This window comes from Pseudomonas sp. NPDC087185 (assembly GCF_044744955.1).
In the GTDB taxonomy this organism is placed as follows: domain Bacteria; phylum Pseudomonadota; class Gammaproteobacteria; order Pseudomonadales; family Pseudomonadaceae; genus Aquipseudomonas.
Map to the genome: position 1 here is coordinate 21,247 of NZ_JBIUZK010000008.1, position 24,258 is coordinate 45,504.

General features: G+C 64.4%; 25 protein-coding genes and 1 pseudogene. 15 read left to right on the forward strand and 11 right to left on the reverse strand.

Annotated features, from left to right (window positions below; all coding sequences use genetic code 11):
- The first annotated feature begins 9 nt into the window (after positions 1-9).
- A complete protein-coding gene (locus ACIPIJ_RS23950; protein ID WP_401081393.1) occupies positions 10-1,356 on the forward strand; it encodes a class II 3-deoxy-7-phosphoheptulonate synthase in 1,347 nt (448 codons plus the stop codon).
- Here the strand turns inward: ACIPIJ_RS23950 and ACIPIJ_RS23955 are convergent.
- Positions 1,337-2,557, reverse strand: a complete 1,221-nt coding sequence (locus tag ACIPIJ_RS23955) for a winged helix-turn-helix domain-containing protein (protein ID WP_401081394.1) — start codon at positions 2,555-2,557, stop codon at positions 1,337-1,339. The two genes, ACIPIJ_RS23950 and ACIPIJ_RS23955, sit on opposite strands and share 20 nt — an antisense overlap.
- 156 nt (positions 2,558-2,713) lie before the next feature.
- A complete protein-coding gene (locus ACIPIJ_RS23960; RefSeq protein ID WP_401081396.1) occupies positions 2,714-2,932 on the reverse strand; it encodes a DUF1127 domain-containing protein in 219 nt (72 codons plus the stop codon).
- A gap of 96 nt (positions 2,933-3,028) precedes the next feature.
- Here ACIPIJ_RS23960 and ACIPIJ_RS23965 point away from each other — a divergent pair, with 96 nt between their 5' ends.
- Positions 3,029-3,880: a LysR substrate-binding domain-containing protein gene (locus ACIPIJ_RS23965; protein WP_401081398.1), complete on the forward strand. Its 852-nt coding sequence runs from the start codon at positions 3,029-3,031 to the stop codon at positions 3,878-3,880.
- 4 nt (positions 3,881-3,884) lie between these two features.
- On the opposite strand, the gene ACIPIJ_RS23970 is transcribed toward ACIPIJ_RS23965, so the two are convergent.
- The gene (locus ACIPIJ_RS23970) at positions 3,885-4,634 is read right to left on the reverse strand and encodes a sulfite exporter TauE/SafE family protein (protein ID WP_401081400.1); all 750 of its coding nucleotides are present in this window, start codon (positions 4,632-4,634) and stop codon (positions 3,885-3,887) included.
- Between the two features lie 113 nt (positions 4,635-4,747).
- Here ACIPIJ_RS23970 and ACIPIJ_RS23975 point away from each other — a divergent pair, with 113 nt between their 5' ends.
- The 3 genes from ACIPIJ_RS23975 to ACIPIJ_RS23985 all read left to right on the forward strand — a co-directional run bounded on the left by ACIPIJ_RS23975 (position 4,748) and on the right by ACIPIJ_RS23985 (position 6,785).
- The gene (locus tag ACIPIJ_RS23975; protein ID WP_401081402.1) at positions 4,748-5,701 is read left to right on the forward strand and encodes a LysR family transcriptional regulator; all 954 of its coding nucleotides are present in this window, start codon (positions 4,748-4,750) and stop codon (positions 5,699-5,701) included.
- A 58-nt stretch (positions 5,702-5,759) separates the two neighbouring features.
- Complete coding sequence (locus ACIPIJ_RS23980; RefSeq protein WP_401081404.1) at positions 5,760-6,215, forward strand: MarR family winged helix-turn-helix transcriptional regulator; 456 nt, start codon at positions 5,760-5,762, stop codon at positions 6,213-6,215.
- A gap of 141 nt (positions 6,216-6,356) precedes the next feature.
- Complete coding sequence (locus ACIPIJ_RS23985) at positions 6,357-6,785, forward strand: organic hydroperoxide resistance protein (RefSeq protein ID WP_401081406.1); 429 nt, start codon at positions 6,357-6,359, stop codon at positions 6,783-6,785.
- 60 nt (positions 6,786-6,845) lie between these two features.
- On the opposite strand, the gene ACIPIJ_RS23990 is transcribed toward ACIPIJ_RS23985, so the two are convergent.
- Together ACIPIJ_RS23990 and earP are read right to left on the reverse strand one after the other, a co-directional pair.
- Entirely contained in the window at positions 6,846-7,418 is a 573-nt protein-coding gene (locus tag ACIPIJ_RS23990) for an elongation factor P (RefSeq protein ID WP_043203751.1), read from the reverse strand.
- A gap of 48 nt (positions 7,419-7,466) precedes the next feature.
- The gene (gene earP, locus ACIPIJ_RS23995; RefSeq protein ID WP_401081408.1) at positions 7,467-8,600 is read right to left on the reverse strand and encodes an elongation factor P maturation arginine rhamnosyltransferase EarP; all 1,134 of its coding nucleotides are present in this window, start codon (positions 8,598-8,600) and stop codon (positions 7,467-7,469) included.
- 143 nt (positions 8,601-8,743) lie between these two features.
- Between earP and ACIPIJ_RS24000 the strand changes: the two genes are divergently transcribed.
- Together ACIPIJ_RS24000 and ACIPIJ_RS24005 are read left to right on the forward strand one after the other, a co-directional pair.
- The gene (locus tag ACIPIJ_RS24000; RefSeq protein ID WP_401081410.1) at positions 8,744-9,136 is read left to right on the forward strand and encodes a hypothetical protein; all 393 of its coding nucleotides are present in this window, start codon (positions 8,744-8,746) and stop codon (positions 9,134-9,136) included.
- A 2-nt stretch (positions 9,137-9,138) separates the two neighbouring features.
- Positions 9,139-9,609 (forward strand): GreA/GreB family elongation factor, encoded by a 471-nt coding sequence (locus ACIPIJ_RS24005; protein WP_401081412.1) that lies wholly within the window; start codon positions 9,139-9,141, stop codon positions 9,607-9,609.
- On the opposite strand, the gene ACIPIJ_RS24010 is transcribed toward ACIPIJ_RS24005, so the two are convergent.
- Positions 9,606-10,544: a LysR family transcriptional regulator gene (locus ACIPIJ_RS24010; RefSeq protein WP_401081414.1), complete on the reverse strand. Its 939-nt coding sequence runs from the start codon at positions 10,542-10,544 to the stop codon at positions 9,606-9,608. The genes ACIPIJ_RS24005 and ACIPIJ_RS24010 overlap by 4 nt on opposite strands.
- 117 nt (positions 10,545-10,661) lie before the next feature.
- On the opposite strand from ACIPIJ_RS24010, the gene ACIPIJ_RS24015 reads away from it, so the two are divergent.
- The 4 genes from ACIPIJ_RS24015 to ACIPIJ_RS24030 all read left to right on the forward strand — a co-directional run bounded on the left by ACIPIJ_RS24015 (position 10,662) and on the right by ACIPIJ_RS24030 (position 15,393).
- Positions 10,662-11,411, forward strand: a complete 750-nt coding sequence (locus ACIPIJ_RS24015; RefSeq protein ID WP_401081417.1) for a 3-oxoacyl-ACP reductase family protein — start codon at positions 10,662-10,664, stop codon at positions 11,409-11,411.
- 48 nt (positions 11,412-11,459) lie between these two features.
- On the forward strand, positions 11,460-12,653 hold the full coding sequence (locus ACIPIJ_RS24020) for an MFS transporter (protein ID WP_401081420.1): 1,194 nt from the start codon (positions 11,460-11,462) through the stop codon (positions 12,651-12,653).
- Positions 12,654-12,751: 98 nt separating this feature from the next.
- A complete protein-coding gene (locus ACIPIJ_RS24025) occupies positions 12,752-13,132 on the forward strand; it encodes a hypothetical protein (protein ID WP_401081423.1) in 381 nt (126 codons plus the stop codon).
- A 122-nt stretch (positions 13,133-13,254) separates the two neighbouring features.
- A complete protein-coding gene (locus ACIPIJ_RS24030; RefSeq protein WP_401081425.1) occupies positions 13,255-15,393 on the forward strand; it encodes a TonB-dependent siderophore receptor in 2,139 nt (712 codons plus the stop codon).
- Positions 15,394-15,507: 114 nt separating this feature from the next.
- On the opposite strand, the gene ACIPIJ_RS24035 is transcribed toward ACIPIJ_RS24030, so the two are convergent.
- Together ACIPIJ_RS24035 and ACIPIJ_RS24040 are read right to left on the reverse strand one after the other, a co-directional pair.
- Positions 15,508-16,107: an FMN-dependent NADH-azoreductase gene (locus tag ACIPIJ_RS24035; RefSeq protein WP_401081428.1), complete on the reverse strand. Its 600-nt coding sequence runs from the start codon at positions 16,105-16,107 to the stop codon at positions 15,508-15,510.
- Between the two features lie 109 nt (positions 16,108-16,216).
- A complete protein-coding gene (locus tag ACIPIJ_RS24040) occupies positions 16,217-16,531 on the reverse strand; it encodes a 3-phosphoglycerate kinase (protein WP_401081431.1) in 315 nt (104 codons plus the stop codon).
- Between the two features lie 48 nt (positions 16,532-16,579).
- Between ACIPIJ_RS24040 and ACIPIJ_RS24045 the strand changes: the two genes are divergently transcribed.
- The 4 genes from ACIPIJ_RS24045 (at position 16,580) to ACIPIJ_RS24060 (ending at position 20,776) form a co-directional block, all read left to right on the forward strand.
- On the forward strand, positions 16,580-17,503 hold the full coding sequence (locus ACIPIJ_RS24045; protein WP_401081434.1) for a LysR family transcriptional regulator: 924 nt from the start codon (positions 16,580-16,582) through the stop codon (positions 17,501-17,503).
- Positions 17,504-17,516: 13 nt separating this feature from the next.
- Entirely contained in the window at positions 17,517-18,329 is an 813-nt protein-coding gene (locus tag ACIPIJ_RS24050) for an alpha/beta fold hydrolase (RefSeq protein WP_401081437.1), read from the forward strand.
- Complete coding sequence (locus ACIPIJ_RS24055) at positions 18,323-18,880, forward strand: peptidylprolyl isomerase (protein ID WP_401081440.1); 558 nt, start codon at positions 18,323-18,325, stop codon at positions 18,878-18,880. Before ACIPIJ_RS24050 ends, ACIPIJ_RS24055 begins: the two co-directional genes overlap by 7 nt.
- Before the next feature lie 63 nt (positions 18,881-18,943).
- Positions 18,944-20,776, forward strand: coding sequence for an ABC transporter ATP-binding protein (locus ACIPIJ_RS24060; protein ID WP_401081442.1), 1,833 nt, complete (start codon positions 18,944-18,946; stop codon positions 20,774-20,776).
- A gap of 14 nt (positions 20,777-20,790) precedes the next feature.
- On the opposite strand, the gene ACIPIJ_RS24065 is transcribed toward ACIPIJ_RS24060, so the two are convergent.
- From ACIPIJ_RS24065 to ACIPIJ_RS24075, 3 genes and pseudogenes are all read right to left on the reverse strand, one after another.
- Complete coding sequence (locus ACIPIJ_RS24065) at positions 20,791-21,672, reverse strand: methyl-accepting chemotaxis protein (protein ID WP_401082008.1); 882 nt, start codon at positions 21,670-21,672, stop codon at positions 20,791-20,793.
- A pseudogene (locus ACIPIJ_RS24070) lies at positions 21,652-22,731 on the reverse strand (HAMP domain-containing protein); the annotation flags it as partial. The pseudogene ACIPIJ_RS24070 and the gene ACIPIJ_RS24065, both read right to left, overlap by 21 nt.
- Before the next feature lie 117 nt (positions 22,732-22,848).
- Complete coding sequence (locus ACIPIJ_RS24075) at positions 22,849-24,246, reverse strand: PLP-dependent aminotransferase family protein (protein WP_401081445.1); 1,398 nt, start codon at positions 24,244-24,246, stop codon at positions 22,849-22,851.
- Positions 24,247-24,258: the final 12 nt, after the last annotated feature.

Genomic DNA, 24,258 nt, shown 5'->3' on the forward strand with positions numbered 1-24,258 from the left:
GAGCCTGTGATGAACCGACCGTGGAGCCCTGACAGCTGGCGTGCCCTGCCGATCCAGCAGCAACCGACCTACCCCGATGCCGCGCATCTGCTCAAGGTCGAGCAGACCCTGGCCAGCTACCCGCCGCTGGTGTTCGCCGGGGAAGCGCGCGAGTTGCGCCGGCAGTTCGCCGAAGTCACCGAAGGCCGTGCCTTCCTGCTGCAGGGCGGTGACTGCGCCGAGAGCTTCGCCGAGTTTTCCGCAGCGAAGATCCGCGACACCTTCAAGGTGCTGTTGCAGATGGCCATTGTCATGACCTTTGCCGCCGGCTGTCCGGTGGTCAAGGTCGGGCGCATGGCCGGGCAGTTCGCCAAGCCACGCTCCTCGGGCGACGAAACCATCGGCAACGTGACCTTGCCGGCTTACCGCGGCGACATCGTCAACGGCATCGGCTTTGACGAAAAAAGCCGCATCCCCGACCCGGACCGTCTGCTGCAGGCCTACCACCAGGCCACCGCCAGCCTCAACCTGCTGCGCGCCTTTGCCCAGGGCGGCTTTGCCGACTTGCACCAGGTACACAAGTGGAACCTCGATTTCATCGCCAACTCGGCGCTGGCCGACAAGTACCACCAGTTGGCCAACCGCATCGACGAAACCCTGGCTTTCATGCGTGCCTGCGGCCTGGACAGCGCCCCGCAACTGCGCGAAACCAGTTTCTTCACCGCCCACGAGGCGCTGCTGCTCAACTATGAAGAAGCCTTCGTCCGCCAGGACAGCCTGACTGGCGACTACTACGACTGCTCGGCGCACATGCTGTGGATTGGCGACCGCACCCGCCAGCTTGATGGCGCCCATGTGGAGTTCCTGCGCGGCGTGCACAACCCCATCGGGGTCAAGGTGGGGCCGAGCATGAACCCCGAAGAGTTGATCCGCCTGATCGACACCCTCAACCCTGACAATGACCCCGGCCGCCTCAACCTGATCGTGCGCATGGGCGCCAACAAGGTTGGCGAACACCTGCCAGGGCTGATCCGCAACGTCGAGCGCGAGGGGCGCAAGGTGTTGTGGAGCTCGGACCCGATGCACGGCAACACCATCAAGGCCAGCAGCGGCTACAAGACCCGCGACTTCGCGCAGATCCTCGACGAGGTGAAGCAGTTCTTCCAGGTGCACCAGGCCGAGGGCAGCCATGCGGGCGGTATCCATATCGAGATGACCGGGCAGAACGTCACCGAATGCATCGGCGGCGCCCGGCCGATCACCGAGGACGCGTTGTCCGACCGCTACCACACGCACTGCGACCCACGCATGAACGCCGATCAGTCGCTGGAGCTGGCCTTCCTGATCGCCGAAACCCTCAAGCAGGTGCGCCGCTGAGCAACGCCTGAGGCAGTGGGCTGCCCGCCTGGCGCGGGCAGTTCAGTTGCACCCTTTCAAGGCCCAGCCAGCTGGCCAGGCGCCGCAGGTTCACGGCCAAGGCGTGATAACCCGCCTCGTCCAGCGGTATTGATTCGATGTGCACCGCGTGCACCGCAAGCTGCCCTTGAGCGCGTTCGGCACGCAGGTCAAGGCGCGCGGCGATGCGTTCCTTGTACAGAAATGGCAGCACATAATAGCCGTACACCCGCTTGTGCGCGGGTGTGTAGATTTCCAGGCGATAGCGGAAGTCGAACAGGCGTTCGGTGCGGTTGCGCTCCCAGACCAGCGAATCGAACGGTGACAGCAGTGCGCTTGCGTCTATGCGGCGGGGAATACGCGGCGTGCCGGCGCAATAGGCGCGGTGCTTCCAGCCCTGCACCTCGACGGCCTGCAAACGCCCATCGGCGACCAGCTCAGCCACTGCCGCCCTGCCCTGCGCGGGCTCCAGGCGAAAATAATCGCGCAGGTCGCGTTCGGTAGCCACGCCCAGGGCGATGGCGGCGTGCAGCACCAGGCCTTGATGGGCTTCAGCTTCATTGGGGGGTGGCTGGTCGAGGATCGCCCGCGGCAAGACCCTGTCCGGGACATCATAGAGCCGCTCGAAGCCGCGCCGGCTGGCCACAGTTACCTCACCTGCGGCGAACAGCCACTCGAGCGCGTGTTTCTCCTCGCTCCAGTCCCACCAGGGGCCGGCGCGTTCCTGCCGCGTCGACAGGCTGCCGGCACCCAACGCGCCCTGCTCGCGGACTGCCGCCAGTACCCGGGCGATCACCTCCTGGCGCTCGCGGCCAAATTGCGCGAGCTGGCGGTAGATACCGCGACCATCGGCCGCGTGGGCCATGCGCCAGCGCAACAGTGGGTAGAGGCTCATGGGCAACAGAGAGGCTTCATGGCCCCAGTATTCGAACAGCTGGCGCTGGCGGCCACGGCCCCAGGCGAGCTGGTCGAGGCTGGCGGGCGAGTAGTCGCCCAAGCGCGAGAACAGCGGCAGGTAATGAGAGCGGACCAGCGCATTGACCGAGTCGATCTGGACAACGCCCAGGCGTTGCAACATGCGCGTGATGGCGGGCAGGGTCGGGGCAGCTTCAGGCTGCTTGCCGAAGCCCTGGGCAGCCAGGGCTAGGCGGCGGGCCTGCTGGGTGGACAGCTCAAGGGGCAATGGAAGTACTCCCTGCGGGTCTGTTGTCCCTCTAGTGTCGTCACTGGCCCTATCGCCGGCAAGCCGGCTCCCACGAATGCTTCACCCATTTCAGGCCGGTCAAGTACCTGTGGGAGCCGGCTTGCCGGCGATAGGGCCAAGGGACACGACACAGCATTACTTGCGCAGCGGGTCATCCCAGAAGTGCCGCTCGGCCTCTTGCTGGATATCCGCCCGGCTCAAGCCAAGGTCGTGCAAGGTAGCATCACTGAGGCTGGCCAGTTCCCGCCGTTGGCGATACAGCTCGTACCAGCGCAGCGGGCGGGCGGTCGCCGCATGCCACAGCTGGTTCAGGGTGAAGACAGGTTGCTGGATGCTGCTGACATGACCTTTCATCGTGAAGCCCTCCGTGTTGATGGCTCCAGTCTCACGCCGGGCTTAAGATCAATCCAACGAATGTTTCTGATGCGATGCATCTCGGAGATTGATGCAATGTCCCAGTATCAAAGCCTTGACGCCGACGTGCTGCGCACCTTCGTCGCCATCGCCGAGCAAGGCGGCTTCACGCGCGCCGGCGAAGTGGTCAACCGCACCCAGTCAGCGGTGAGCATGCAGATGAAACGCCTGGAAGAAGACATCCTGCAGCGCCAACTGTTCGAACGCGACGGCCGCCAGGTGCGCCTGACCGCCGAGGGCCAGGTGCTGCTGGGCTATGCCCGGCGCATCCTCAAGCTGCATGGCGAAGTATTCAATACCCTGCGCATGCCACACATGGTCGGGATGGTCCGCATTGGCACGCCGGACGACTACGCCATGCGGTTTCTGCCGACCATCCTGTCGAGCTTTGCCCAGGCCTACCCACTGATTCAGGTGGAAGTGCATTGTGACTCGTCGAAACAGCTGATGCTGCGTCAAGATCTGGACCTGACGATCGTCACCCGCGAACCGGGCAACGAAGTCGGCCAGTTGCTGCGCCAGGAACGCCTGGTATGGGCCGCCGCCGAAAGCTTCTGCCCGCAGGAGCAACGCCCGATGCCGCTGGCGCTGTTCAATACCGATTGCTTCTGTCGCGCCTGGACCTGCAATGCCCTGGAGGCCCAGGGCATCGACTACCGCATCGCCTACACCAGCCCCAGCCTGGCGGCGATCTTCGCCATCGTCACCGCGGGCCTTGCGGTGACAGCGCAATTGCAGAGCTTGATTGGCGGCAATATCCGCATCCTTGGCGAACAGGATGGCTTGCCGCAGTTGCCGATGGCCAATGTGATGCTGCTGCGCAACAGCCAGAGCCAGTCACCCATCACCGACTGCATGGCGGATTACATCGTGCAAGGGTTCCAGTAATGCCTTACAGCTCGAACCCCAGCATCACCGCACAGACCACCAGGAATACGCAGAACATTGCCCGCAAGACCTTTTCCGGCAGCGCATGGGCCAGCCGTACGCCCCAGCTGATGCTCAGCAGCCCACCGACCGCCAACGGAATGCCCACACTCCAGTCGACGCTGTGGTGCACGCCGTAGGTCAGCAAGGTGACCATGGTGCTCGGCGCTGCCAGCGCCAGCGACAGCCCTTGCGCCACCACTTGGGTGGTGCCGAACACGCTGGTCAGGATCGGCGTGGCAACGACCGCCCCGCCCACACCAAACAAACCGCCCATGGTCCCGGAGAAGCAGCCCAGTGCGCCCAGCCACGGCCAGGGATAACGCAGCTCGGCGCTGGCCGGCGCGGCCTTGAGGAACATCCGTGCCACGTTCCAGATGGCCAGCGCCACCAGAAACCCGACAAAGCCCAGGCGCATGGCGTGCGCATCAATCCCCACCGCCCAGATCGAACCCAGCCAGGCAAACAGAAAGCTGCACGCCGACAACGGCAAGGCATGGCGCAACTCGATCCGGTTGCGCTGGTGATAACGCCATAGCGCCAGCAGCACGTTCGGCACCACCATCACCAGCGCCGTACCTTGGGCCAACTGCTGATCGAGGCCAAACAGCACCCCCAGCGCCGGGATGGCGATCAGGCCACCCCCAATGCCGAACAGCCCACCCACAGTGCCCAGGCCCGCGCCCAGCACGATATACAACAACCACTCGATCATCAGGGCCTCATCCGCCGCTATGCACAATGCGAGCATGCTAACGATTGCGCGCTGGCGGGGAAACGCATAGCAACGCACAATGGCTATGCGTTTTATGCAAAAGCAAAGCAGCCATGAGCCCCGACACCCTTACCGATCAGTTGAGCCTGTTTCTCGATGTGCTGGAAACCGGCAGCTTTTCCGCCGCCGCCCGGCGCCATCCGCTGACCCCCTCAGCCGTGGCACGGCGCATCGACAACCTCGAAAGCGCCATCGGCAGCCGCCTGTTCACCCGCAGTACCCATGCCGTGCGCGCCACACCGGCTGGCAACGCCTTTGCCGAGCGCGCTCGGCGTATCATCGAGGAGTTGCGCCTGGCCCGCGCCGAGGCGGTATCGCTGAGCAATGCCCCGGAGGGCTTGATCCGCATCGATGCGCCTGCCGCCTTCGGCCGCCGTCACCTGGCCCCGGCCATTGCCGACTTCCTCGTCGCTTACCCTGGCCTGGACGTGCACCTACGGCTGATCGACAGCTTCGTCGACCTGCATGGCAGCCACCTGGGTGAAGTCGACCTGGTACTGCGCGCAGGGCCGCTGGCCGATACCCGCCTAGTCGCCACGCCGCTGGCCTATATGGTGCGCATTGCCTGCGCCAGCCCCGCCTACCTGGCCAACCGCGGCGTGCCCGCCTGCCCAAGCGAGCTGCCAGGGCACGACGGGCTGGACTGGGACGGCCTGGCGCCGCCCTTCGCCTGGCGCTTCAACGTCGACGGGCAATTGCGCCTGTACCGCCCCTCACGCATGCGCATGGCCGCCAACAACGCCGAGACCCTGCTGTTCGGCGCCCTTGCAGGCCTGGGTATCGCGCACCTGCCGACCTGGCTGATCAGCGACTACCTGCTGCGTGGCGAGTTGGTACCGCTGTTTTGCGACGACGGCCTGCCCGCGGCGGAGAGCAGCGGTATTTATGCGCTCCGCCTGGCACATGAAACGAACTCTCGCAGCCGCTTGCTGCTCGAATTCCTCAAGAGCCGCTTCACCCCGATCCCGCCGTGGGACCTGGCGCTGAAAAGCGAGCTGCGCTGGTAATGAGTACGCCAACCTTCAGCGTGCTAGATTTCATCATCGATCATATTCAAGGACCTGCATGAACGCCGACACCCAAGCCTCTTGTGACGAGCTTTTGCTGGACAATCAGGTCTGCTTTGCCCTGCACTCCACCTCGTTGCTGATGACCAAGGTCTACAAGCCGCTGCTCCAGGCACTGGGCCTGACCTACCCGCAATACCTGGCCATGCTGGTGCTGTGGCAACAGGACGGCCTGACCGTGGGCGAGATCAGCCAGCACTTGCTCACCGACCCCGGCTCGCTCACTCCCTTGCTCAAGCGCCTGGAAAGCGAAGGCCTGCTCAAGCGAACCCGCAGCCGCGAGGACGAACGGGTGGTGCTGGTGCAACTAACCGACAAGGGCCGCGCCTTGCAGCAACAGGCCAAAGAGGTGCCGCCGTGCATTCTCAAAGCCAGTGGCCGCAGCCTTGAAAGCCTGCAAAAACTGCAGGCCGACCTGCTCGAATTGCGCGACAACCTGCAAAAAAACCTCTGAAGTCTATGCTGTGCAATGCCCGTTCGGTCGAGCGGTGAATATTTATCTTGCGCACAAACTAATTGCGCGCTAATTTAAATCCCGTACCCACCCGGCGCTACCGACTCACGCGCAGCGCACAGCACACTAGCGAGGCTCAAGATGCAAAAGGTCACTCCGCTGTACATCGCAGAAGCCACCTCCACCGGCGGTCGCGACGGCAAATCCCGATCCAGCGACGGCAAGCTGGAAGTCAAGCTGAGCACCCCCAAGGAACTGGGCGGCGCGGGCGGTGACGGCACCAACCCTGAGCAGATGTTCGCCGCCGGTTACTCGGCCTGCTTCATCGGCGCACTGAAATTCGTTGCCGGCCAGGAGAAGAAGCAACTGCCTGGCGACGCTTCGATCACCGCCAAGGTGGGGATCGGCCAGATCCCGGGGGGCTTCGGCCTGGATATCGACCTGCACATCAACCTGCCGGGCCTGGCCCAGGCCGATGCCGAAGGGCTGGTAGAGAAGGCGCACCAGGTCTGCCCTTACTCCAATGCCACCCGCGGCAATGTGGATGTGCGGTTGCATGTGACGGTGTAAACACCAGGCATAAAAAAACCCGGCCGAGGCCGGGTTTTTTTGTGCTCGTCACAAGAAGGATTACTTCTTGGAACGGCCTTTGTAGACGCCACCTTCGCGAGTGTCGATGTCGATCCACTCGTCGATGTTGATGAAGTCGGCAACCTGCAGTTCGGTACCGTTCTTCAGCTTGGCAGGCTTCATGACCTTGCCCGAGGTGTCGCCGCGAGCAGCGTTTTCGGTGTAGACAACCTGACGGCTGATGGTGGTCGGCAGTTCAACCGATACCAGACGGCCTTCGAAGAACACGGCTTCGCAGACGTCTTCCATGCCTTCTTCGATGAACGGCAGAACGGCTTCGATGTCTTCGGCGTTCAGCTCGTACATGGTGTAGTCGCTGGTGTCCATGAAGGTGTAGGAGTCACCGCTGATGAACGACAGGGTCGCTTCTTTGCGATCCAGGATCACGTCGTCCAGCTTGTCGTCCGCACCGTAGACGGTTTCGGTCTTGTAGCCGGTCAGCAGGTTCTTCAGCTTGGTCTTCATGATCGCGCTGTTGCGACCCGATTTGGTGAACTCGGCTTTCTGGACCAGCCACGGGTCATTGTCGATCCGCAGTACGGTACCGGGTTTCAGTTCTTTACCAGTTTTCATTACGAAGTATCCGAATCTGGATGGATTTATAAAAATCGAGGCCGCATATCATAGCCAATTTCGGTAAAACTGTACCAGCGCCTTGGCGAGGTCCGGCCGAGCGGCTTGGCCGGCCGCCCAGTCACGGGCGTGCTGGCGCAGTTCCGGCCAGTGTTTACGGGCCCCTTGCCACGCCTGGCGCATGTCGTGGTCCATGTTCCAGGCGCGCCACAATGCCACCATCGCCTCGCTGGCGGCGTCCGACAGGCCCTGTCGGTAAAGGCTGAGGAATGCTTCGAGCTTTTCCCAGTGGGCGTTTTCCTCTTGCACGTAGATGTGCCACAGCATTGGCCGGCCGGCCCATTGCGCGCGCACGAACGAGTCCTCGCCACGCACGGCGTTGAAATCGCAACTCCACAGCAGGCGGTCGTAATCATCCTGGCTGACGAACGGCAAAATCTGCACGGTGAGCGTGCCACGCTGGTGCACATCGCCGACCTGCAACGCCTGCTCGCCCAACCAGTTGCCCAGATCGCCCAGAATACGGCCTTGCGGCACCAGCAGGTGTGTGGCGCAGGCGTCCGCTGCCAACGCATCGAGCCAGGCACCGAGTTGCGGGTTTTCGTAGGCGAACAGCGAAATCAGCTGCGCATCCGGATGCGCTTGCACACCCAGGCGCTGCAGGAACGCATCGCGCGCTTGGCCAGACTGCTCAAAGCCCTGCCGTTGTGGCAGCAGCGAGGCCTCGCGCAGCAGCCCCCCGGTCTTGTCGGTGAAGCCGGGGAAGAAGAACACCTTGCGCAGGCCATTGGCCTGCGGCGACGGCAGGCCGTGGCATCCCTCCACCCACGCTTCGGCACTGAGGTAGTCAAGGTTCAGCCACAGTATCGGCTGGGCACGGGCGCGCATCGCGTCGATGTACGGCGCGGGTAATTGGCAGGCAAAGGCGCCGATCACCACATCGGCCGGCTCAGACGGCTGCCACTCAGCAGGCCAGGCGCGCACATCGACACCCTGTTGCCATTGCTGCGTGGCGCTAGCGTCTGCGCCCGGGCACAGGGGTACGAAGGCGCCCAGGTCGTCCACCCACAGGCGCACAGCCAGTTCGTGCTCGGCCACCAGCTGCCGGGCCAAGCGCCAGGTCACGCCAATATCGCCGTAGTTGTCGACGACGCTGCAGAAAATATCCCAGGTGACTTTCATTTTCCCTGCCATGTGCCCTGCCCTCGCCCTGCGCAAATCGGCGAATTCTGCGGTTAAATGGGCGCCGACAAAAGCACCGACGCTGAAAAGTCGCCCGATGCCATGCGACAATGGTGCCTCGTCCCGCCTGCCAGGAGGCCGCCATGCCCCGCCACCGTGAACTGAAGATCACCCTCAAGCCACTGCAGTTGATCCTGTGCGTGGCGTTCGGCCTGTGGCTCGGCGCCGTGGCCATCGCCTTGAGCCTGTGGCTGGCGTGGCACTGGTGGCCTGAGCAATTGAGTCCACTGGCCCAGGCCGTCGCCCCAACCATTGCCCGCCCGGCAGTTACGCCCGCGCAACCGTTGGATGCCCAAACAGAAATGTTCGAGCGCTACAAGGACATCCTGCACAAGCAGGAGCTGCAGCAAGCGGCCGAAGCGGCCCAAGGCAACCCGCGCAACCTCAACAGCCCCAAGTGCCAGTTCTGGCTGTCGCAGAACCGCACGGCGCCGACCGACAAAAGCCAGGCCAACGTGCTGGAGTTCTGTTACTGATCATGGACAAGGCTACCCTGCTGACGCGCATCGTTGCAGCCCTGGAAACCGACATGGAGGTGTTGCGCCGCGCCGCCCAGACCGCCTACGAAACCGCCACCGCCGAAGAGAACATCGCCGAGAACAAGTACGACACCCTGGGCCTCGAGGCTTCGTACCTGGCCACCGGCCAAGCCCGGCGCACGGCCGAGATTCGCCAGGCACTGCTGATCTACCAACAGCTGGCACTGCGCGATTATGACCCGGCGCAGGGGATACAGATCACCGCCCTGGTGACGCTGGAGGACGAAGACAGTGGGCAGCGCCTGCTGTTCCTGGGGCCGGAGGCGGCCGGTTTGAAGATTGGCGAGGGGGACGGGCTGGTGACTGTGATCACCCCGCGCTCACCGTTGGGCCAACAGTTGATGGGCAAGAAGGTCGATGACGAGGTTAACCTGGGAACGCAGGTATTCTTCGTCACCCAGGTTGTTTAAGCACCTGCTAACGCATCGAACTTCGCCGCCAACCCGCGCTCGGCGAACTGCGCCTGTACAAATTCGATGAACGCCCGGGTCTTGCCCGGCAACAGCTTGTGCTCGGCGTAGTACAGGCTGATATGCCCATCATCCACATACCAGTCCGGCAACACCCGTTGCAATTGCCCTGCCTCCAGATAAGGCACGGCAAACGGCAGGCTGACCAGGGCGATGCCCAACCCTTGCTGGGCCACCGCGCAGGCCGCGTCCGAGTCGCTCATGGTCATCGCCTGGCCCAACTGCAACGGCTGCTGCTCCTGCCAGCGGCTGGTCAACGGCCAGGAACGCACCCGGCCGGTCTGCGGTGAGCGAATAAGAATACCGGCATGGCGCTGCAGCACTTGCGGGTCTTCGATCGCCTCGTGCTGGCCAAGGTATGCTGGCGCCGCCACCAGCACCCGATGCGCCGGCGTCAGCTTGCGCGCCACCACCCCCAACGGCAGTTCGAACCCGCCGCCAATGGCCGCATCGAAGCCTTGCCCGATCAGGTCGACCTGGCGGTTGTCGAAGTGCCAGTCCGGGGTGATCGCCGGGTAGCGATGCAAAAACTCGCCCAGCAGTGGCAACACGTACAACCTGCCGAACACCGTCCCCATGCTCACCCGCAACAGCCCGGCGGGCTGGCCCTCGGCACTGGCCAGGTTGGCCACGGCGTACTGGATGGTGCGAAAGCTGTCGCTGACCTCGCCCAGAAAACGCTGCCCGGCTTCGGTCAGGGTCAGCTTGCGCGTACTACGCTGGAACAGCCGCACACCGAGGCGCGCTTCCAGCTGGGCGACATGCTTGCCCACTGCCGCCGGGGTCAGGCTCAGGCGGCGGGCCGCCTCGGCAAAGCTGCCCACCTCGGCGCTGCGGATGAAACATTCGAGGGCGTTGAAGGATTCCATGGCCATGATTACCAACCAAAGGTTTACTCTGCCGATAGCGATTGCCATCTTATCAGCAGGTAATCATCGGCCGATACTGCGCCCATCCAAGGCATTCGGCCTTGCTTCCAGCAGGAGATCAGCATGTCCAAGCAACTTACGCTCGAAGGCAAAGTGGCCCTGATCCAGGGCGGTTCGCGCGGTATCGGCGCGGCCATCGTGCGCCGCCTGGCGCGCGAAGGCGCACAGGTTGCCTTCACCTATGCAAGCTCCGAAGGCCCGGCCAACGAACTGGTCGAGGCTGTCAAAACAGCCGGCGGCCAGGCCCTGGCCCTGCGCGCCGACAGCGCTGACGCCGCCGCCGTGCAACTGGCGGTGGACGACACCGTGAAAGCCTTCGGCCGCCTCGACATCCTTGTCAACAACGCAGGCGTGCTGGCCGTGGCACCGCTGGCCGATTTCGACCTCGCCGACTTCGACCGCACCTTGGCCATCAACGTGCGCAGCGTGTTCGTCGCCAGCCAGGCCGCCGCCCGCTACATGGGCCAGGGTGGGCGGATCATCAACATCGGCAGCACCAATGCCGAGCGCATGCCGTTTGCCGGCGGCGCGCCGTATGCCATGAGCAAGTCGGCATTGGTTGGCCTGACCAAAGGCATGGCGCGTGACCTAGGGCCGCAGGGCATCACCGTGAATAATGTGCAACCAGGGCCGGTGGACACCGACATGAACCCGGCCAGCGGCGAATTTGCCGAAAGCCTCATTCCGTTGATGGCCATCGGGCGCTATGGCCAGGTGGATGAAATTGCCAGCTTCGTGGCCTACCTGGCGGGGCCCGAGGCCGGCTATATCACCGGCGCCAGCCTGACGGCCGATGGTGGTTTTGCCGCCTGATAGACTGGGGGCCTTGCGCCCCCGCTTTTTCCTGAACACGAGAACACCATGACATCCCCGACACTCAGCCGCGCGCTGATCCTGCTGATGGCCACCGCCACCGGCCTGGCCGTGGCCAGCAACTACTACGCACAGCCGCTGCTGCACAGCATTGCCGAGCAGTTCGGCCTGAGCACCGCCAGCGCCGGCAGCATCGTTATTGCCGCGCAGCTCAGCTACGGTGCCGGCCTGCTGTTGCTGGCGCCGCTGGGGGACCTGTTCGAGCAGCGCCGGCTGATCGTGATCATGTCGGCGATTTCCATACTCGGCCTGGTGATCAGCGCCTGCGCCCCCAGCCTGCCGTGGCTGATCCTCGGTACCGCGCTCACCGGCCTGTTCTCGGTAGTGGCGCAGATCCTCGTGCCCATGGCTGCCACCTTGAGCGAGCCGCACCAGCGCGGTCGCGCGGTGGGCACGTTGATGAGCGGCCTGCTGCTGGGTATCCTGCTGGCGCGCACCGCCGCCGGTTTCATGGCCGAGCTGGGGGGCTGGCGCAGCATTTATGTGCTGGCCGCCGTGCTGATGGCCATCACCGCCTTCGCCTTGTATCGCAGCCTGCCGCAACACCACAGCCATGCCGGGCTGAAATACCCGGCACTGATCGGCTCGGTGTTCCGACTGTTCATCGAAGAACCGGTGCTGCGCCTGCGCTCGCTGTTGGGGTTGCTGGCGTTCAGCTTGTTCGCGTTGTTCTGGACGCCGCTGGCGTTCCTGTTGGCGCGTGAGCCTTACCATTACTCGGACGCGGTAATCGGCCTGTTCGGCCTGGCGGGTGCGGCGGGTGCACTGTCGGCCAACTGGGCCGGGCGCCTGGCAGACCGCGGCAAAGGCTCGCTGGGCACCACCGTGGGCCTGGTGGCGCTGCTGCTGTCCTGGGTACCCCTGGGCTTTGCCGAAAGTTCGCTGCCAGCCCTGCTGCTCGGCGTGCTGCTGCTGGACCTTGCCGTGCAGCTGGTGCATGTGAGCAACCAGAATGCGGTGATCGCGCTGCGGCCCGAAGCCCGTACCCGGCTCAATGCCGGCTATATCACCTGTTATTTCATCGGCGGCGCGCTAGGCTCCTTGCTGGGCACGCAGCTGTTCCAGCATTCGGGCTGGAAGGGCATCGTGGTGGCGGGGTTGCTGATCGGCGCGTTGGCGCTGCTGGTGTGGGGTTGGGCAGAGCGCAAGCGCAAGCGCGCTGTACAGGCCTGTGCGGCATGACACCACACGACCCTCCGTCGCCTGCCCGTTGACTTGCCCGTCGCGCCAGCGCTTCAGTAGGTGTTGGTCAAAGACCCTTTCACTGACAGGACGACTCAATGACAAGACTCACGGTGCAATCCGGCGATTTCTTGCAAGGTGAAGGCGAGTATCGCAATGGATCGCTCACACTCAAGACCCCGCGCAGCCCCTCGCCTGGCGAGCGGATTTCCCTCACCCGAATCACCGACTTGCAGCTTGCCAGCCTGGAGACCAGCCGCAGCCTGGGCACCGCACTCGGCTGGGGTGTGGCCGGTGCCCTGGTTGCCGGCCCGGTGGGCCTGCTGGCCGGGCTTTGGCTCGGTGGCAAGGAGGAAGAAGCCACCTTCCTGGCCACGTTCAAGGACGGCCGCAAGTTGATGGCCAGCACCGATGGCAAGACCTGGTCGAAGATCGACGACAGCTGGCGCCAGCATCGACGCCCGGCTGCTGGGGAATAAGTAGCTTCGGGCGCACTTGGGCAACTTGCGCCTGATAACATGGCGGCCATTTTGTCTGTATCGGCCTCTTCGCGGGCTTACCGCGAAGAGGCCGGTGTTCTTTGCCGCTTAAGGACCCCAGCATGCCCCTGCCCCGCCCCCGCCTGCCCCTGAGCCTGCTCAGCCTGGGCCTGGCCCTGCACAGCCCGCATGGTTTCGCTGAAGACAGTGTGACGCTCGCGCCTGTGCAGGTAACCGACACCTACGGCAGTGACGGGTATCAGGTGCGTGAAGCCGCCGTCGGCGGGTTTCAGGCCGCGCCGCTGCTTGACACCCCGGCATCGGTCAGCGTGTTCAGCCAGCAACTGATCGAAGACCGCCAGGTGCGCAAACTCAGCGAAGTGCTGCAAAATGACGCTTCGGTCGGCGAGAGCTATGCGCCTATCGGCTACTACGAAAACTTCAACGTACGCGGTTTCGAACTGAATGCCGCCAGCAGCTACCGCATCAATGGCCAGACCATCGCCGGCGAGCAGAGCGTGGCGCTGGAGAACAAGCAGCAGGTCGAACTGCTCAAGGGCTTGTCCGGCCTGCAGAGCGGCGTGTCGGAGCCCGGCGGGCTGATCAACTACGTGACCAAGCGCGCCGAGGACGTGCGCAGCGTCACGGTCGCCACCAACGAACAGGGCGAGCACTACCTGGCTACCGACCTGGGCGGTTGGTTTGGCAGCGAGCGGCAGTTCGGGCTGCGCGCCAACCTTGCCCACGAGGACATCCGCTCCTATGTCGACCACGCCGACGGCAAACGCGACTTCGCCTCGCTGGCGTTCGATTGGCAGATCAGCCCCGATGCCACCCTGCAGCTGGATGCCGAGTACCAACACCGCGAACAGCGCTCAGTGCCCGGCTACCAACTGCTCGACGGCAATGAAGTACCCCACGGCATCGACCCGGACAACCGCCTGGCCTATCAGCACTGGGCCAAGCCGGTACAGACCGATTCGCTGTACCTCGGCGGGCGCTTCCAGTACCGCTTCAACGACGCCTGGAGCGGCACGCTCAGCGCCTCGCGCAGCAACGTGGTGATCGACGACTACAGCGCATTTGCCTGGGGCAGCGAAGGCGGCTGGCAGTCGCATTTCAGCCCGGACGGCGACTACGACATCTACGACTTCCGCAGCCCCGACGACACCCGCCGCACCGACGAAGCCCAGGCCATGCTCAATGGCCGTTTCGACGGCCTCGGCGTAGGCCATGAACTGACCGTGGGCACCAGCGCGCAACGCCGCACACTGGATCAGCGCCCCTATTACAACGAGCTGGTCGGCGGCGGCAACATCTACACCGGCGCGCCTGCCGCGCAGCCCTCGGACAAGCCGGTCGGTGCCAGCGAACGGCGCCTGGACAGCCGCCAGTACGGCCTGTTCGTCAGTGACCGCATCAGCTTCAACGAGCAATGGCAGACCGTGCTCGGCGCCCGCGAAGTACGCCTGGACGAAAAAACCTGGGACGAAAACGGCGTGGCCGGGCGCCATACCCGGCAGTACCAGTTGCTGCCCAATGCTGCGCTGATCTACAAGCCGCGCCCGGACACCACGCTGTATGCCAGCTACGCGAAAGGCCTGTCGTCCGGGGGCACCGCGCCGTGGTACGCCAGTAATGCTGCCGAGATCCTCGCCCCAACCCTCTCTCACCAGCTGGAGCTCGGCATCAAGCGCGACTGGCAAGGCATGAGTTTCAGCGCCGCGCTGTTCCAGATCCGCCAGGCCTATCAGTACGCCCGCCCGCAAGAGGATGGCAGCTTCAACTACGTGCAGCAGGGTCAGCAGAAGAACATCGGCCTGGAGCTGGGCGCCAGCGGCTGGGTGACCTCGAACCTGCAGGTGCAGGCCAGCGCCGCGGCGATCCGCGCGCGGGTCGAAAACAGCGGCACCGATGCTTACGAGGGGCATCAGGCCATCAACGTGCCACGCCTGCGTGCGGCCTTGCAGGCCGACTACAGCCTGCCAGTCCCAGGCCTGGCGCTGCTCGGCGGGGTGCGCTACAGCGCCAGCAAATATGCGAGCCAGGCCGGCAACGTCGAAGTCGGCGGTTACACCGTGTTCGACATCGGCAGCCGCTACCGCACGCGCATCGGCGGCTATGACACGGTGCTGAGGCTGACCGTGGATAACCTGTTCGACAAGCGCTACTGGCGGGATGTGGGCGATTACCTGGGCGATAACTACCTGTTCCAGGGGGCACCGCGCACGGCACGGTTGTCGGCATCGGTGAGCTTCTGAGGGGTTGAGTGGGTGTTGCCCGCAAAGCAGGCATAAAAAAGCCCGGCCATCGCGGCCGGGCAGGTACACCCAAAGGAGCAAAACAAGGTGTCAGGGTTGGGAATGTGTTGAAGCTCAGGCTACCGCCGCCAGCTTGGCCTTGGCCTGGTTGATGCCTTTTTCGTGGAAGTCACCGCTCATGTTCAGGCCTTCGGCGTGGATGAAGTTCACATCGTGAATGCCGACGAACGCCATCACCTGGCGCAGGTACGGTTCCTGGTGGTCGCTGGTGGCGCCGGCATGGATACCGCCGCGGGCGGTCAAGACGATCGCGCGCTTGCCGGTCAGCAGGCCTTGCGGGCCGGTCGGCGTGTACTTGAAGGTGATGCCGGCACGCAGCACGTGGTCCAGCCAGGCCTTGAGGGTGCTGGGGATGGTGAAGTTGTACATGGGCGCAGCCATCACCAGCACATCGGCGGCCAGCAATTCATCGGTCAGTTCGTTGGAACGGGCCAGCGCGTCCAGTTCAGCGGCGCTGCGCTGTTCTTCGGGCTTCATCCAGCCACCGAGCAGGTTGGCATCCAGGTGCGGCACCTGGGTCACGGCCAGGTCACGCACGGTGATTTCGTCAGCCGGGTGCGCCGCTTGCCATTGCTCGATGAAGTCACGGGTCAGTTGACGGGAAACGGAATCCTGCTGGCGGGCGCTGCTTTCGATAATCAGTACGCGGGACATGGGGTGCCTCCATCGGCAAAAGGGGTGCGATTCGATGGAGGTGAGATTAAGGCTTGACCTATCGATAAAAAAGCGTAAAAAGTGGGTTCAATCTATCGATTAATCCGTTTTATTGCGCTTTGCAGTCCAGCGCAATGCGCAGCTTGATGATCTGCCGATTGAACTTGGCCGTCACATCCACGCTCTTGCCGGCCGGTACATTGACGCGGCGTACCCGTGGCGCCTCGGGGCCATTGCGAAAGGTCACCTTGCAGGCCGCCGGCACTTGCCCATAGTTGTTCAGGGTAATGGCACCAATATCGTAGGCGGTGTCGTAGGCGTTGTAGTCCAGCTTGACCCCGGTCAGTTCCTTCTCCACGTCGATGGGGTAAGCCATGGCCCCCAGGGGCAGGCACATCAGTATTGCCGCACAACATTTCTTCATGGGGCGTTCTCCTTGAAAGAGCGCAGCTTAGGACAACAGGAGCCAAAGATGAAAGCGCCGCGCGTAACCCTGGATCAGTGGCGGACCCTGCAGGCAGTGGTCGATCACGGCGGGTTTGCCCAGGCCGCCGAAGCCCTGCACCGGTCGCAGTCCTCGGTCAGCTACACCGTGGCGCGCATGCAGGAGCAACTGGGCGTGCCACTGCTGCGCATCGACGGCCGCAAGGCCGTGCTGACCGACGCCGGCAACGTGCTGCTGCGCCGCTCGCGGCACCTGGTGAAGCAGGCCAGCCAGCTCGAAGACCTGGCCCACCACATGGAGCAAGGCTGGGAAGCCGAGGTGCGCCTGGTGGTCGATGCCGCCTACCCCAGCGCCCGCCTGGTGCGCGCCCTGGCCGCGTTCATGCCGCAGAGCCGCGGTTGCCGAGTACGCCTGCGTGAAGAGGTACTGTCCGGCGTCGAGGAGGTGATGCACGAAGGCATCGCCGACCTCGCCATCAGCAGCTACAGCATCGGCGGCTACCTGGGCACCGAACTGAGCGCGGTGGAGTTCGTGGCCGTTGCCCACCCCGAGCACAGCCTGCACCGGCTGGGCCGGGAAATCACCTTCCAGGACCTGGAAAGCCAACTGCAGGTGGTGATCCGCGACTCCGGTCGCGCCCAGCCACGCGATGTCGGCTGGCTGGGCGCCGAACAGCGCTGGACCGTTGGCAGCCTGGGCACCGCCACCACGTTCGTCAGCAGCGGCCTGGGCTTCGCCTGGTTGCCGCGGCACATGATCGATCGCGAGCTGCGCGATGGCGTGCTCAAGCCATTGCCGCTGGATCAGGGTGGCAGCCGCCACCCACTGTTCTACCTTTATTCGAGCAAAGAGAAGACCCTGGGCCCGGCCACGCAGATTCTCATCGACCTGCTGCGCAATTTCGACACCGCGCCGCTGGACGTGCCCTTCGCAGCCCCCCCACAAGCCTGAGAGGACCGCGCCCATGGCCTATTTCGAACATGAAGGATGTTCGCTGCATTATCAGCAATACGGCCAGGGCGAACCCCTGGTGCTGCTGCACGGGCTGGGTTCGAGCAGCCAGGACTGGGAGCTGCAGGTACCCGAACTGAGCCGCCACTACCGGGTGATCCTCATGGACATCCGCGGCCATGGCCGCTCCGACAAGCCGCGCGACGGCTACCAGATCGCCACGTTCAGCGCCGACCTGCTGGCGTTGCTGGAGCACCTGCAGACCGGCCCCGTGCATTTCGTCGGGCTGTCCATGGGCGGCATGGTCGGCTTTCAGTTCGCCGTCGACCACCCGCAGTGGCTGCGTAGCCTGTGCATCGTCAACAGCGCCCCCGAGGTCAAGCGCCGTACCCGCAGCGACTGGGTGTGGTGGGCCAAACGCTGGGGCCTGGCGCGCCTGCTGAGTGTCGAGACGGTCGGCAAGGGCCTGGCCGAGCGGCTGTTCCCCAAGCCGGGCCAGGCCGACCTGCGCCAGAAGATGGCCCAGCGCTGGGCGCGCAACGACAAACGCGCCTACCTCAAGAGCTTCGACGCCATCGTCGACTGGGGCGTACAGGAACGCATCGGGCAGATTCACTGTCCCACGCTGGTGATCGCCGCCGACCACGATTACACCCCGGTACAACTTAAAGAGCGCTATGTGGCCTTGATGCCCCAGGCGAAGCTGGTAGTCATCGATGATTCCCGGCACGCTACACCCCTCGATCAACCCGAGGTCTTCAACCAGACCCTGCTGCAGTTCCTTGCAGCCGCTTCCACCTCTCAAGGATCTTTGAGCCCATGCTGAAAAAACTCCTGCTCACCGCCTGCTCGGTCGCCTTCGCCACCAGCGTCATGGCCTCTGACAAGACCCCTCACGTGTTGCTGGATACCAGCTTCGGTCAGGTCGAAATCGAGCTCAATGCCGACAAGGCGCCGATCAGTACCAAGAACTTCCTCGAGTACGTCGACAGCGGCTTCTACAACAACACCATCTTCCACCGCGTGATCCCGGGCTTCATGGTCCAGGGCGGTGGTTTTACCGAGCAGATGAACCAGAAGCCGACCCGTGACCCGATCCGCAACGAAGCCGGCAACGGCCTGCTGAATACCCGCGGCACGCTGTCGATGGCCCGCACCTCGGACCCGAACTCGGCCACCAGCCAGTTCTTCATCAACGTGGCCGACAACGACTTCCTCAACCCCGGCCGTGACCGTGGCTACGCGGTGTTCGGCAAAGTGACCAAGGGCATGGAAGTGGTCGACCAGATCGTCAATTCGCCCACCACCGTCAAGAAAGGCATGCGCGATGTGCCGGCCGACCCGGTGTTCATCAAGTCCGCCAAACGCATCGACTGACCGCAGGCTTCACAGGGACGTGAAACCGCCTGAGGGTCGGGTTGAACAGGAGTGTTGTCACCCATGCTGTACCGCCGTTTCGAGCAACTGATCGATATCTTCCGCGACGCGCCCAGCGAGTCGCCGCCCACCCAGGTGTGGCCCTTCTACCTCTATTACCTGCGGCAGGTGTGGCCAAGTTTTCTCGCCCTGCTGGTGGTCGGCCTGTTCGCCTCGCTGATCGAGGTGGCGATGTTCAGCTACCTCAGCCGCATCATCGACCTGGCCCAGGGCACGCCCAACGCCAATTTCTTCAGCGAGCACAGCGGCGAACTGATCTGGATGCTGGTGGTGATCCTGCTGCTACGGCCGATCTTCTTCGGCCTGCACGACCTGCTGGTGCACCAGACCATCAACCCCGGCATGACCAGCCTGATCCGCTGGCAAAACCACACCTATGTGCTCAAGCAGAGCCTGAACTTCTTCCAGAGCGATTTCGCCGGGCGTATCGCCCAGCGCATCATGCAGACCGGCAACTCGCTGCGCGATTCGGCGGTGCAGGCGGTGGACGCGCTGTGGCATGTGCTGATCTACGCGATCACCTCGCTGGTGCTGTTCGCCGAGGCCGACTGGCGCCTGATGCTGCCGCTGCTGGCATGGATCGGGGCCTATGTGGCCGCACTGTTGTACTTCGTGCCACGGGTCAAGGAGCGCTCGGTGATTTCCTCCGATGCCCGCTCCAAACTGATGGGGCGCATCGTCGACGGCTACACCAACATCGCCACCCTCAAGCTGTTCGCCCACACCGACTACGAGCAGCAGTACGCCCGCGAGGCGATCCGTGAGCAGACCGAAAAAACCCAGCTGGCGTCGCGGGTCATCACCAGCATGGATGTGGTCATCACCACCCTCAACGGCTTGCTGGTGGTGACCACCACAGGCCTTGCACTGTGGCTGTGGAGCCAGTCGCTGATCACCGTCGGCGCCATTGCCCTGGCCACCGGCCTGGTGATCCGCATCGTCAACATGTCGGGCTGGATCATGTGGGTGGTCAACGGCATCTTCGAGAACATCGGCATGGTCCAGGACGGCCTGCAGACCATCGCCCAGCCGGTCACCGTCACCGACCAGCCCCAGGCGGCGCCGCTGAAAGTGACCCGGGGCGCGGTGCGTTTCGACGATGTCGACTTCCACTACGGCAAGGCGCGCAACGTGATCGAAGCGCTGAACCTGGACATCCGCCCGGGCGAGAAAATCGGCCTGATCGGCCCGTCCGGCGCCGGCAAGTCGACCCTGGTCAACCTGCTGCTGCGGCTTTACGACGTGCAGGGCGGGCGCATCCTGATCGACGGCCAGGACATCGCCAACGTGACCCAGGCCAGCCTGCGCGCGCAGATCGGCATGATCACCCAGGACACGTCGCTGCTGCACCGCTCGATCCGCGACAACCTGCTGTACGGCCGCCCCGATGCCAGCGAAGCGGAAATGCGTGAGGCGGTGCGCCGGGCGCGTGCCGACGAGTTCATCCCGCAGTTGTCGGATGCCCAGGGCCGAACCGGCTTCGATGCGCATGTGGGTGAGCGCGGGGTCAAGCTGTCCGGTGGCCAGCGCCAGCGCATCGCGATTGCCCGGGTGCTGCTGAAGAACGCGCCCATCCTGATCATGGACGAGGCGACTTCGGCGCTGGATTCGGAAGTCGAAGCGGCGATTCAGGAAAGCCTGGAAACCCTGATGCAAGGCAAGACCGTGATCGCCATCGCCCACCGCCTCTCGACCATCGCGCGGATGGACCGCCTGGTGGTGCTGGAACAGGGGCATATCGTAGAAAGTGGCAGCCACAGCGAACTGCTGGAGCAACAAGGCTTGTACGCCAGGCTGTGGCATCACCAGACCGGTGGTTTCGTCGGCGTGGATTGAGCCTGCGGCCATGCTTACAACCTGAAGTGGCCCACCATGCCCTTCAGGTCTTTGCCCAGTTGTGCCAGTTCGATACTGGAACGGGCGTTATCCTGCATCGCCAGCGCCGCCTGGTCGGCGCTGGTGCGGATCTGCGTGACACTGCGGCTGATCTCCTCGGCCACCGAGCTCTGTTGCTCGGCCGCTGCGGCGATCTGCTGGTTCATCTGCTGGATCAATGACACGGCTGCAGCAATGCTGCCCAGGGCGCCCTCGGTCTGCAGCGCATCGGCCACTGCCAGGCGCACCAGCTCGGTACTGCCACGGATCTGCGCCACCGACTGCTGGGCATTGCCACGCAGGCTGGCGACCAGCCGCTCGATCTCCTCGGTGGATTGCCGGGTACGCCGAGCCAACGCCCGCACCTCGTCAGCCACCACGGCAAAGCCGCGCCCCTGCTCGCCGGCCCGCGCCGCCTCGATGGCGGCATTGAGCGCCAGCAGGTTGGTTTGCTCGGCAACGCTCTTGATCACTGCCAGCACATCGCCGATGGTGTGAACCTCGGCGCTGAGGCTGTCGATACCGGCACTGGCGGTTTCCGCCGCCGCCGCCAGTTGCTCGATACGCTGCATGCTCTGGCGTACCACCTGCTGGCCGCTGTCGACCTTGTCGTCGGCAGCCTGGGCGGCCCGGGCCGCCTCTTCGGCATTGCGCGCCACATCGTGCACGGTGGCGGTCATCTGCTGCATCGCGGTGGCCACCTGCTCGGTCTCTTCCTTCTGGCTGCCCACTTCGCGGTTGGTCTGCTCGGTCACCGCCGACAACGCCTGGGCACTGCCGGCCAGTTGCTCGATGCCTTGCTGCAGGCCACTGACGATGCCCGACAACCCGCCGGCCATCTGCTGCATGGCCTGCATCAACTGGCCCACTTCATCGGTGCGATGAGCGTGCGCGTCCAGGCTCAGCTCCCCCGCCGCGATGCGCTGGGCACGGCCAATCACATGCTTGAGCGGGCCGACCACGGCGCGGGTGATCAGCCAGGCGGCCAGCACACCCACCAGCAGCGCCAAGCCGGTGGCCAGGGCGATGGCCACCGCATTGCGCGTCAGTTCGCCCTGCATCGCCCGCTCGTCATCGGCATAGGCCTGGTCAACGCGGCCGGTGGCCTGTTCGGCACGCGCCTGCAACTGTGCCTTGATGCCTTGCTCCTTGGCCAGCAGGTCGGTGTATTCGTTGAGTTTCTCGGTGAAGCTGGCGATATGCCCGGCCACTTCACCCAGCACACTCTGATAGCCGGCATCGCTTACCGCCGCCTGCAGCTGCGCGACCAGCCCCGCCGCTTCGACTGTCTGGGCGATGCGCCCTTCGCCGGCGCCTTCCTCGCCCTTACGGCCCTTGTCCAGGCGCACGCGCGCCTCGTCCATGGCCTGCAGCATCAAGCGCGAGACCTGCGCCACCTGCGCGGCCTGCTCAAGGAATTCCCCGCCCTGCTGACCTTGCGACTGCTTGAGCGTGTAGGTGCCGTCATCGGCTAGCCCGGCCTGCAGCACATCGAGGTTGTTGGCCACGCTCGACACCGACCAGCTGGCCATGTCCAGCGCCAGCTCCTTGGCCTGCACCCGCTCCACGAACGCTTCAAAGGCCTGGCCATAGGCCGCCAGGTCGGCCTCGGCTGCCGCCAGTGCCGGCAAGCTTCGGGCACGTTCGCCGAGGTTCTGCAGGCCACTGCGCAAGGCTTCGGCCTCCTTGATATCCGATCGCAGGGCAAACGCCTGTTCGTGCTGGCGCAGCTTGAGCAGGTCGGTATTGAACTGGCCCAGCTGTCGCAGGCCGTCGAAGCGTTGGCCGACGCTGTGCAGCGCGGCGATGCCGATGGCCGCCACCGCCAGGGTCAGCAACAACACCAGGGCAAAGCCCAGGCCCAGCTTGCGGGCCATGCCCAGGTTGGCCAGAACACCGTACCTGCTCGCACCCATCGCCGATCCCCCTTCACCGTGTCAGGCCATGCCGAGGGCCAAGCGTGGCAACGTTCCCGCCCCAGTCACAAGGGCCTGACGTCAGAATGGTGTCAAATGGCTATGCCGGTGTCGCTATCAGCGTGCTGGAGGTCGCCCTGCGTGTCGGAGGAAGGCCTGGGCACGGGAGTCCTGCCCGTAGGCGACATTGATGCGCAGCCAGTCGCTGCCAGCGCCCTCGAAGTCGAAAGCGCTGCCTGGGGTAAGCAGTACATCCTGCTGCAAGGCCAACTGTTCGAGCCTGGCGAAGTCGCGCCCCGGCACCCGCGCCCAGACGAACATCCCGCCATAGGGCTCGCAGAAGACTTGCCAACCGTACTGTTCGAGTTGCCCGAGCAGTTTGGCCATGTGCTGGGCCAGCCGCACCCTCAGCCGCTGCGTGCTTTTGCGGTAGCTGCCGCTGGCGAGCATCTGCCCGACCACCTGCTCGGCGAAGCGCGAGGTGCCGATGCCGCTGACCATCTTCAACTCGGCCAGGCGCGCCAGCAGCGGCGGGTCGGCCACCAGGTAGCCGACCCGCAGCGAACTGCTCAGGGTCTTGGAGAAGCTGGCCATGTAGATCACCCGCTGCTCGCTGTCGAGGGTGGCCAGGCGTGTTGCCGGCCCGTCCTGGAAGTCAGCGTAGATATCGTCCTCGACGATGCGCAGGTCATGCTCACGGGCCAGCTCCAGCAAGCGATAGGCAACCTTCGGCGTCAGGCTGGTGCCGGTCGGGTTCTGGTACAGGCTGTTGATGAACAGGCAACGCGGCCGGTGTTCGGCCAGCAGCCGTTCGAGCACGGCGATGTCCGGCCCGGCCACCGTGCGCGGTACTGGCAGCAGGCGCACCTGATGCTGGCGCAGCAGGTTGTAGAGGTTGTAGTAGCCGGGGTTTTCCACCAGCACCGTATCGCCAGGGCGAAGGAGCGTGCGCACCAGCAGGTCGAGGGCATGGCTGGCGCCTTGGGTGGTGAGGATGCGCTCGGGGCCGGCGGCGATGTCCAGCCGCGCCAGGCGTTTGTGCAATTGCAGGCGCAGGCTGGCCAGGCCCAGGGGTGGGCTGTAATCGAACAAGTCCTGCGGGTTACCGCGGCTGACTTGGCGGATCGCCTGGGCCAGCTCCACGTCCGCACGCCACGCAGTGGGCAGCCAGCCGCAGCCAAGCTTGAGCAGTTGATCATGGCCTTCGCGAAACTGCCGCCAGCTGCCGTCACCGGCCTCACCCCACACGGGCTGGTCGTCCAATGCCAGGCCGGGTTTGCGTTCGGCGACGAAGAAGCCGGTGCCGTGGCGCGCCTCAAGCCAGCCGCTGGCGACCAAGCGGTCGTAGGCCTCGATCACGCAGGAGGCGCTGATGGCCTGGGTGCGGGCCAGGGTGCGGATCGACGGCAAGCGTGCGCCGGGGCGCAGGCGTTGCTGCTCGATCCAGGCTTGCAGATGGTCGGTGAGTTGCTGCACCAGTGGGGTTGGGCTTTGGCGATCGAGTTGAAGGTGCATGGGTTTAGTGTT

Excerpts from the sequence above, each read along its gene's own strand:
- ACIPIJ_RS23950 (WP_401081393.1), top strand. The coding sequence starts at position 10 with ATGAACCGACCGTGGAGCCCTGACAGCTGGCGTGCCCTGCCGATCCAG.
- ACIPIJ_RS23960 (WP_401081396.1), bottom strand. The coding sequence starts at position 2,932 with ATGAAAGGTCATGTCAGCAGCATCCAGCAACCTGTCTTCACCCTGAAC.
- ACIPIJ_RS23965 (WP_401081398.1), top strand. The coding sequence starts at position 3,029 with ATGTCCCAGTATCAAAGCCTTGACGCCGACGTGCTGCGCACCTTCGTC.
- ACIPIJ_RS23970 (WP_401081400.1), bottom strand. The coding sequence starts at position 4,634 with ATGATCGAGTGGTTGTTGTATATCGTGCTGGGCGCGGGCCTGGGCACT.
- ACIPIJ_RS23975 (WP_401081402.1), top strand. The coding sequence starts at position 4,748 with ATGAGCCCCGACACCCTTACCGATCAGTTGAGCCTGTTTCTCGATGTG.
- ACIPIJ_RS23980 (WP_401081404.1), top strand. The coding sequence starts at position 5,760 with ATGAACGCCGACACCCAAGCCTCTTGTGACGAGCTTTTGCTGGACAAT.
- ACIPIJ_RS23985 (WP_401081406.1), top strand. The coding sequence starts at position 6,357 with ATGCAAAAGGTCACTCCGCTGTACATCGCAGAAGCCACCTCCACCGGC.
- ACIPIJ_RS23990 (WP_043203751.1), bottom strand. The coding sequence starts at position 7,418 with ATGAAAACTGGTAAAGAACTGAAACCCGGTACCGTACTGCGGATCGAC.
- earP (WP_401081408.1), bottom strand. The coding sequence starts at position 8,600 with ATGAAAGTCACCTGGGATATTTTCTGCAGCGTCGTCGACAACTACGGC.
- ACIPIJ_RS24000 (WP_401081410.1), top strand. The coding sequence starts at position 8,744 with ATGCCCCGCCACCGTGAACTGAAGATCACCCTCAAGCCACTGCAGTTG.
- ACIPIJ_RS24005 (WP_401081412.1), top strand. The coding sequence starts at position 9,139 with ATGGACAAGGCTACCCTGCTGACGCGCATCGTTGCAGCCCTGGAAACC.
- ACIPIJ_RS24010 (WP_401081414.1), bottom strand. The coding sequence starts at position 10,544 with ATGGCCATGGAATCCTTCAACGCCCTCGAATGTTTCATCCGCAGCGCC.
- ACIPIJ_RS24015 (WP_401081417.1), top strand. The coding sequence starts at position 10,662 with ATGTCCAAGCAACTTACGCTCGAAGGCAAAGTGGCCCTGATCCAGGGC.
- ACIPIJ_RS24020 (WP_401081420.1), top strand. The coding sequence starts at position 11,460 with ATGACATCCCCGACACTCAGCCGCGCGCTGATCCTGCTGATGGCCACC.
- ACIPIJ_RS24025 (WP_401081423.1), top strand. The coding sequence starts at position 12,752 with ATGACAAGACTCACGGTGCAATCCGGCGATTTCTTGCAAGGTGAAGGC.
- ACIPIJ_RS24030 (WP_401081425.1), top strand. The coding sequence starts at position 13,255 with ATGCCCCTGCCCCGCCCCCGCCTGCCCCTGAGCCTGCTCAGCCTGGGC.
- ACIPIJ_RS24035 (WP_401081428.1), bottom strand. The coding sequence starts at position 16,107 with ATGTCCCGCGTACTGATTATCGAAAGCAGCGCCCGCCAGCAGGATTCC.
- ACIPIJ_RS24040 (WP_401081431.1), bottom strand. The coding sequence starts at position 16,531 with ATGAAGAAATGTTGTGCGGCAATACTGATGTGCCTGCCCCTGGGGGCC.
- ACIPIJ_RS24045 (WP_401081434.1), top strand. The coding sequence starts at position 16,580 with ATGAAAGCGCCGCGCGTAACCCTGGATCAGTGGCGGACCCTGCAGGCA.
- ACIPIJ_RS24050 (WP_401081437.1), top strand. The coding sequence starts at position 17,517 with ATGGCCTATTTCGAACATGAAGGATGTTCGCTGCATTATCAGCAATAC.
- ACIPIJ_RS24055 (WP_401081440.1), top strand. The coding sequence starts at position 18,323 with ATGCTGAAAAAACTCCTGCTCACCGCCTGCTCGGTCGCCTTCGCCACC.
- ACIPIJ_RS24060 (WP_401081442.1), top strand. The coding sequence starts at position 18,944 with ATGCTGTACCGCCGTTTCGAGCAACTGATCGATATCTTCCGCGACGCG.
- ACIPIJ_RS24065 (WP_401082008.1), bottom strand. The coding sequence starts at position 21,672 with ATGCAGGCCATGCAGCAGATGGCCGGCGGGTTGTCGGGCATCGTCAGT.
- ACIPIJ_RS24075 (WP_401081445.1), bottom strand. The coding sequence starts at position 24,246 with ATGCACCTTCAACTCGATCGCCAAAGCCCAACCCCACTGGTGCAGCAA.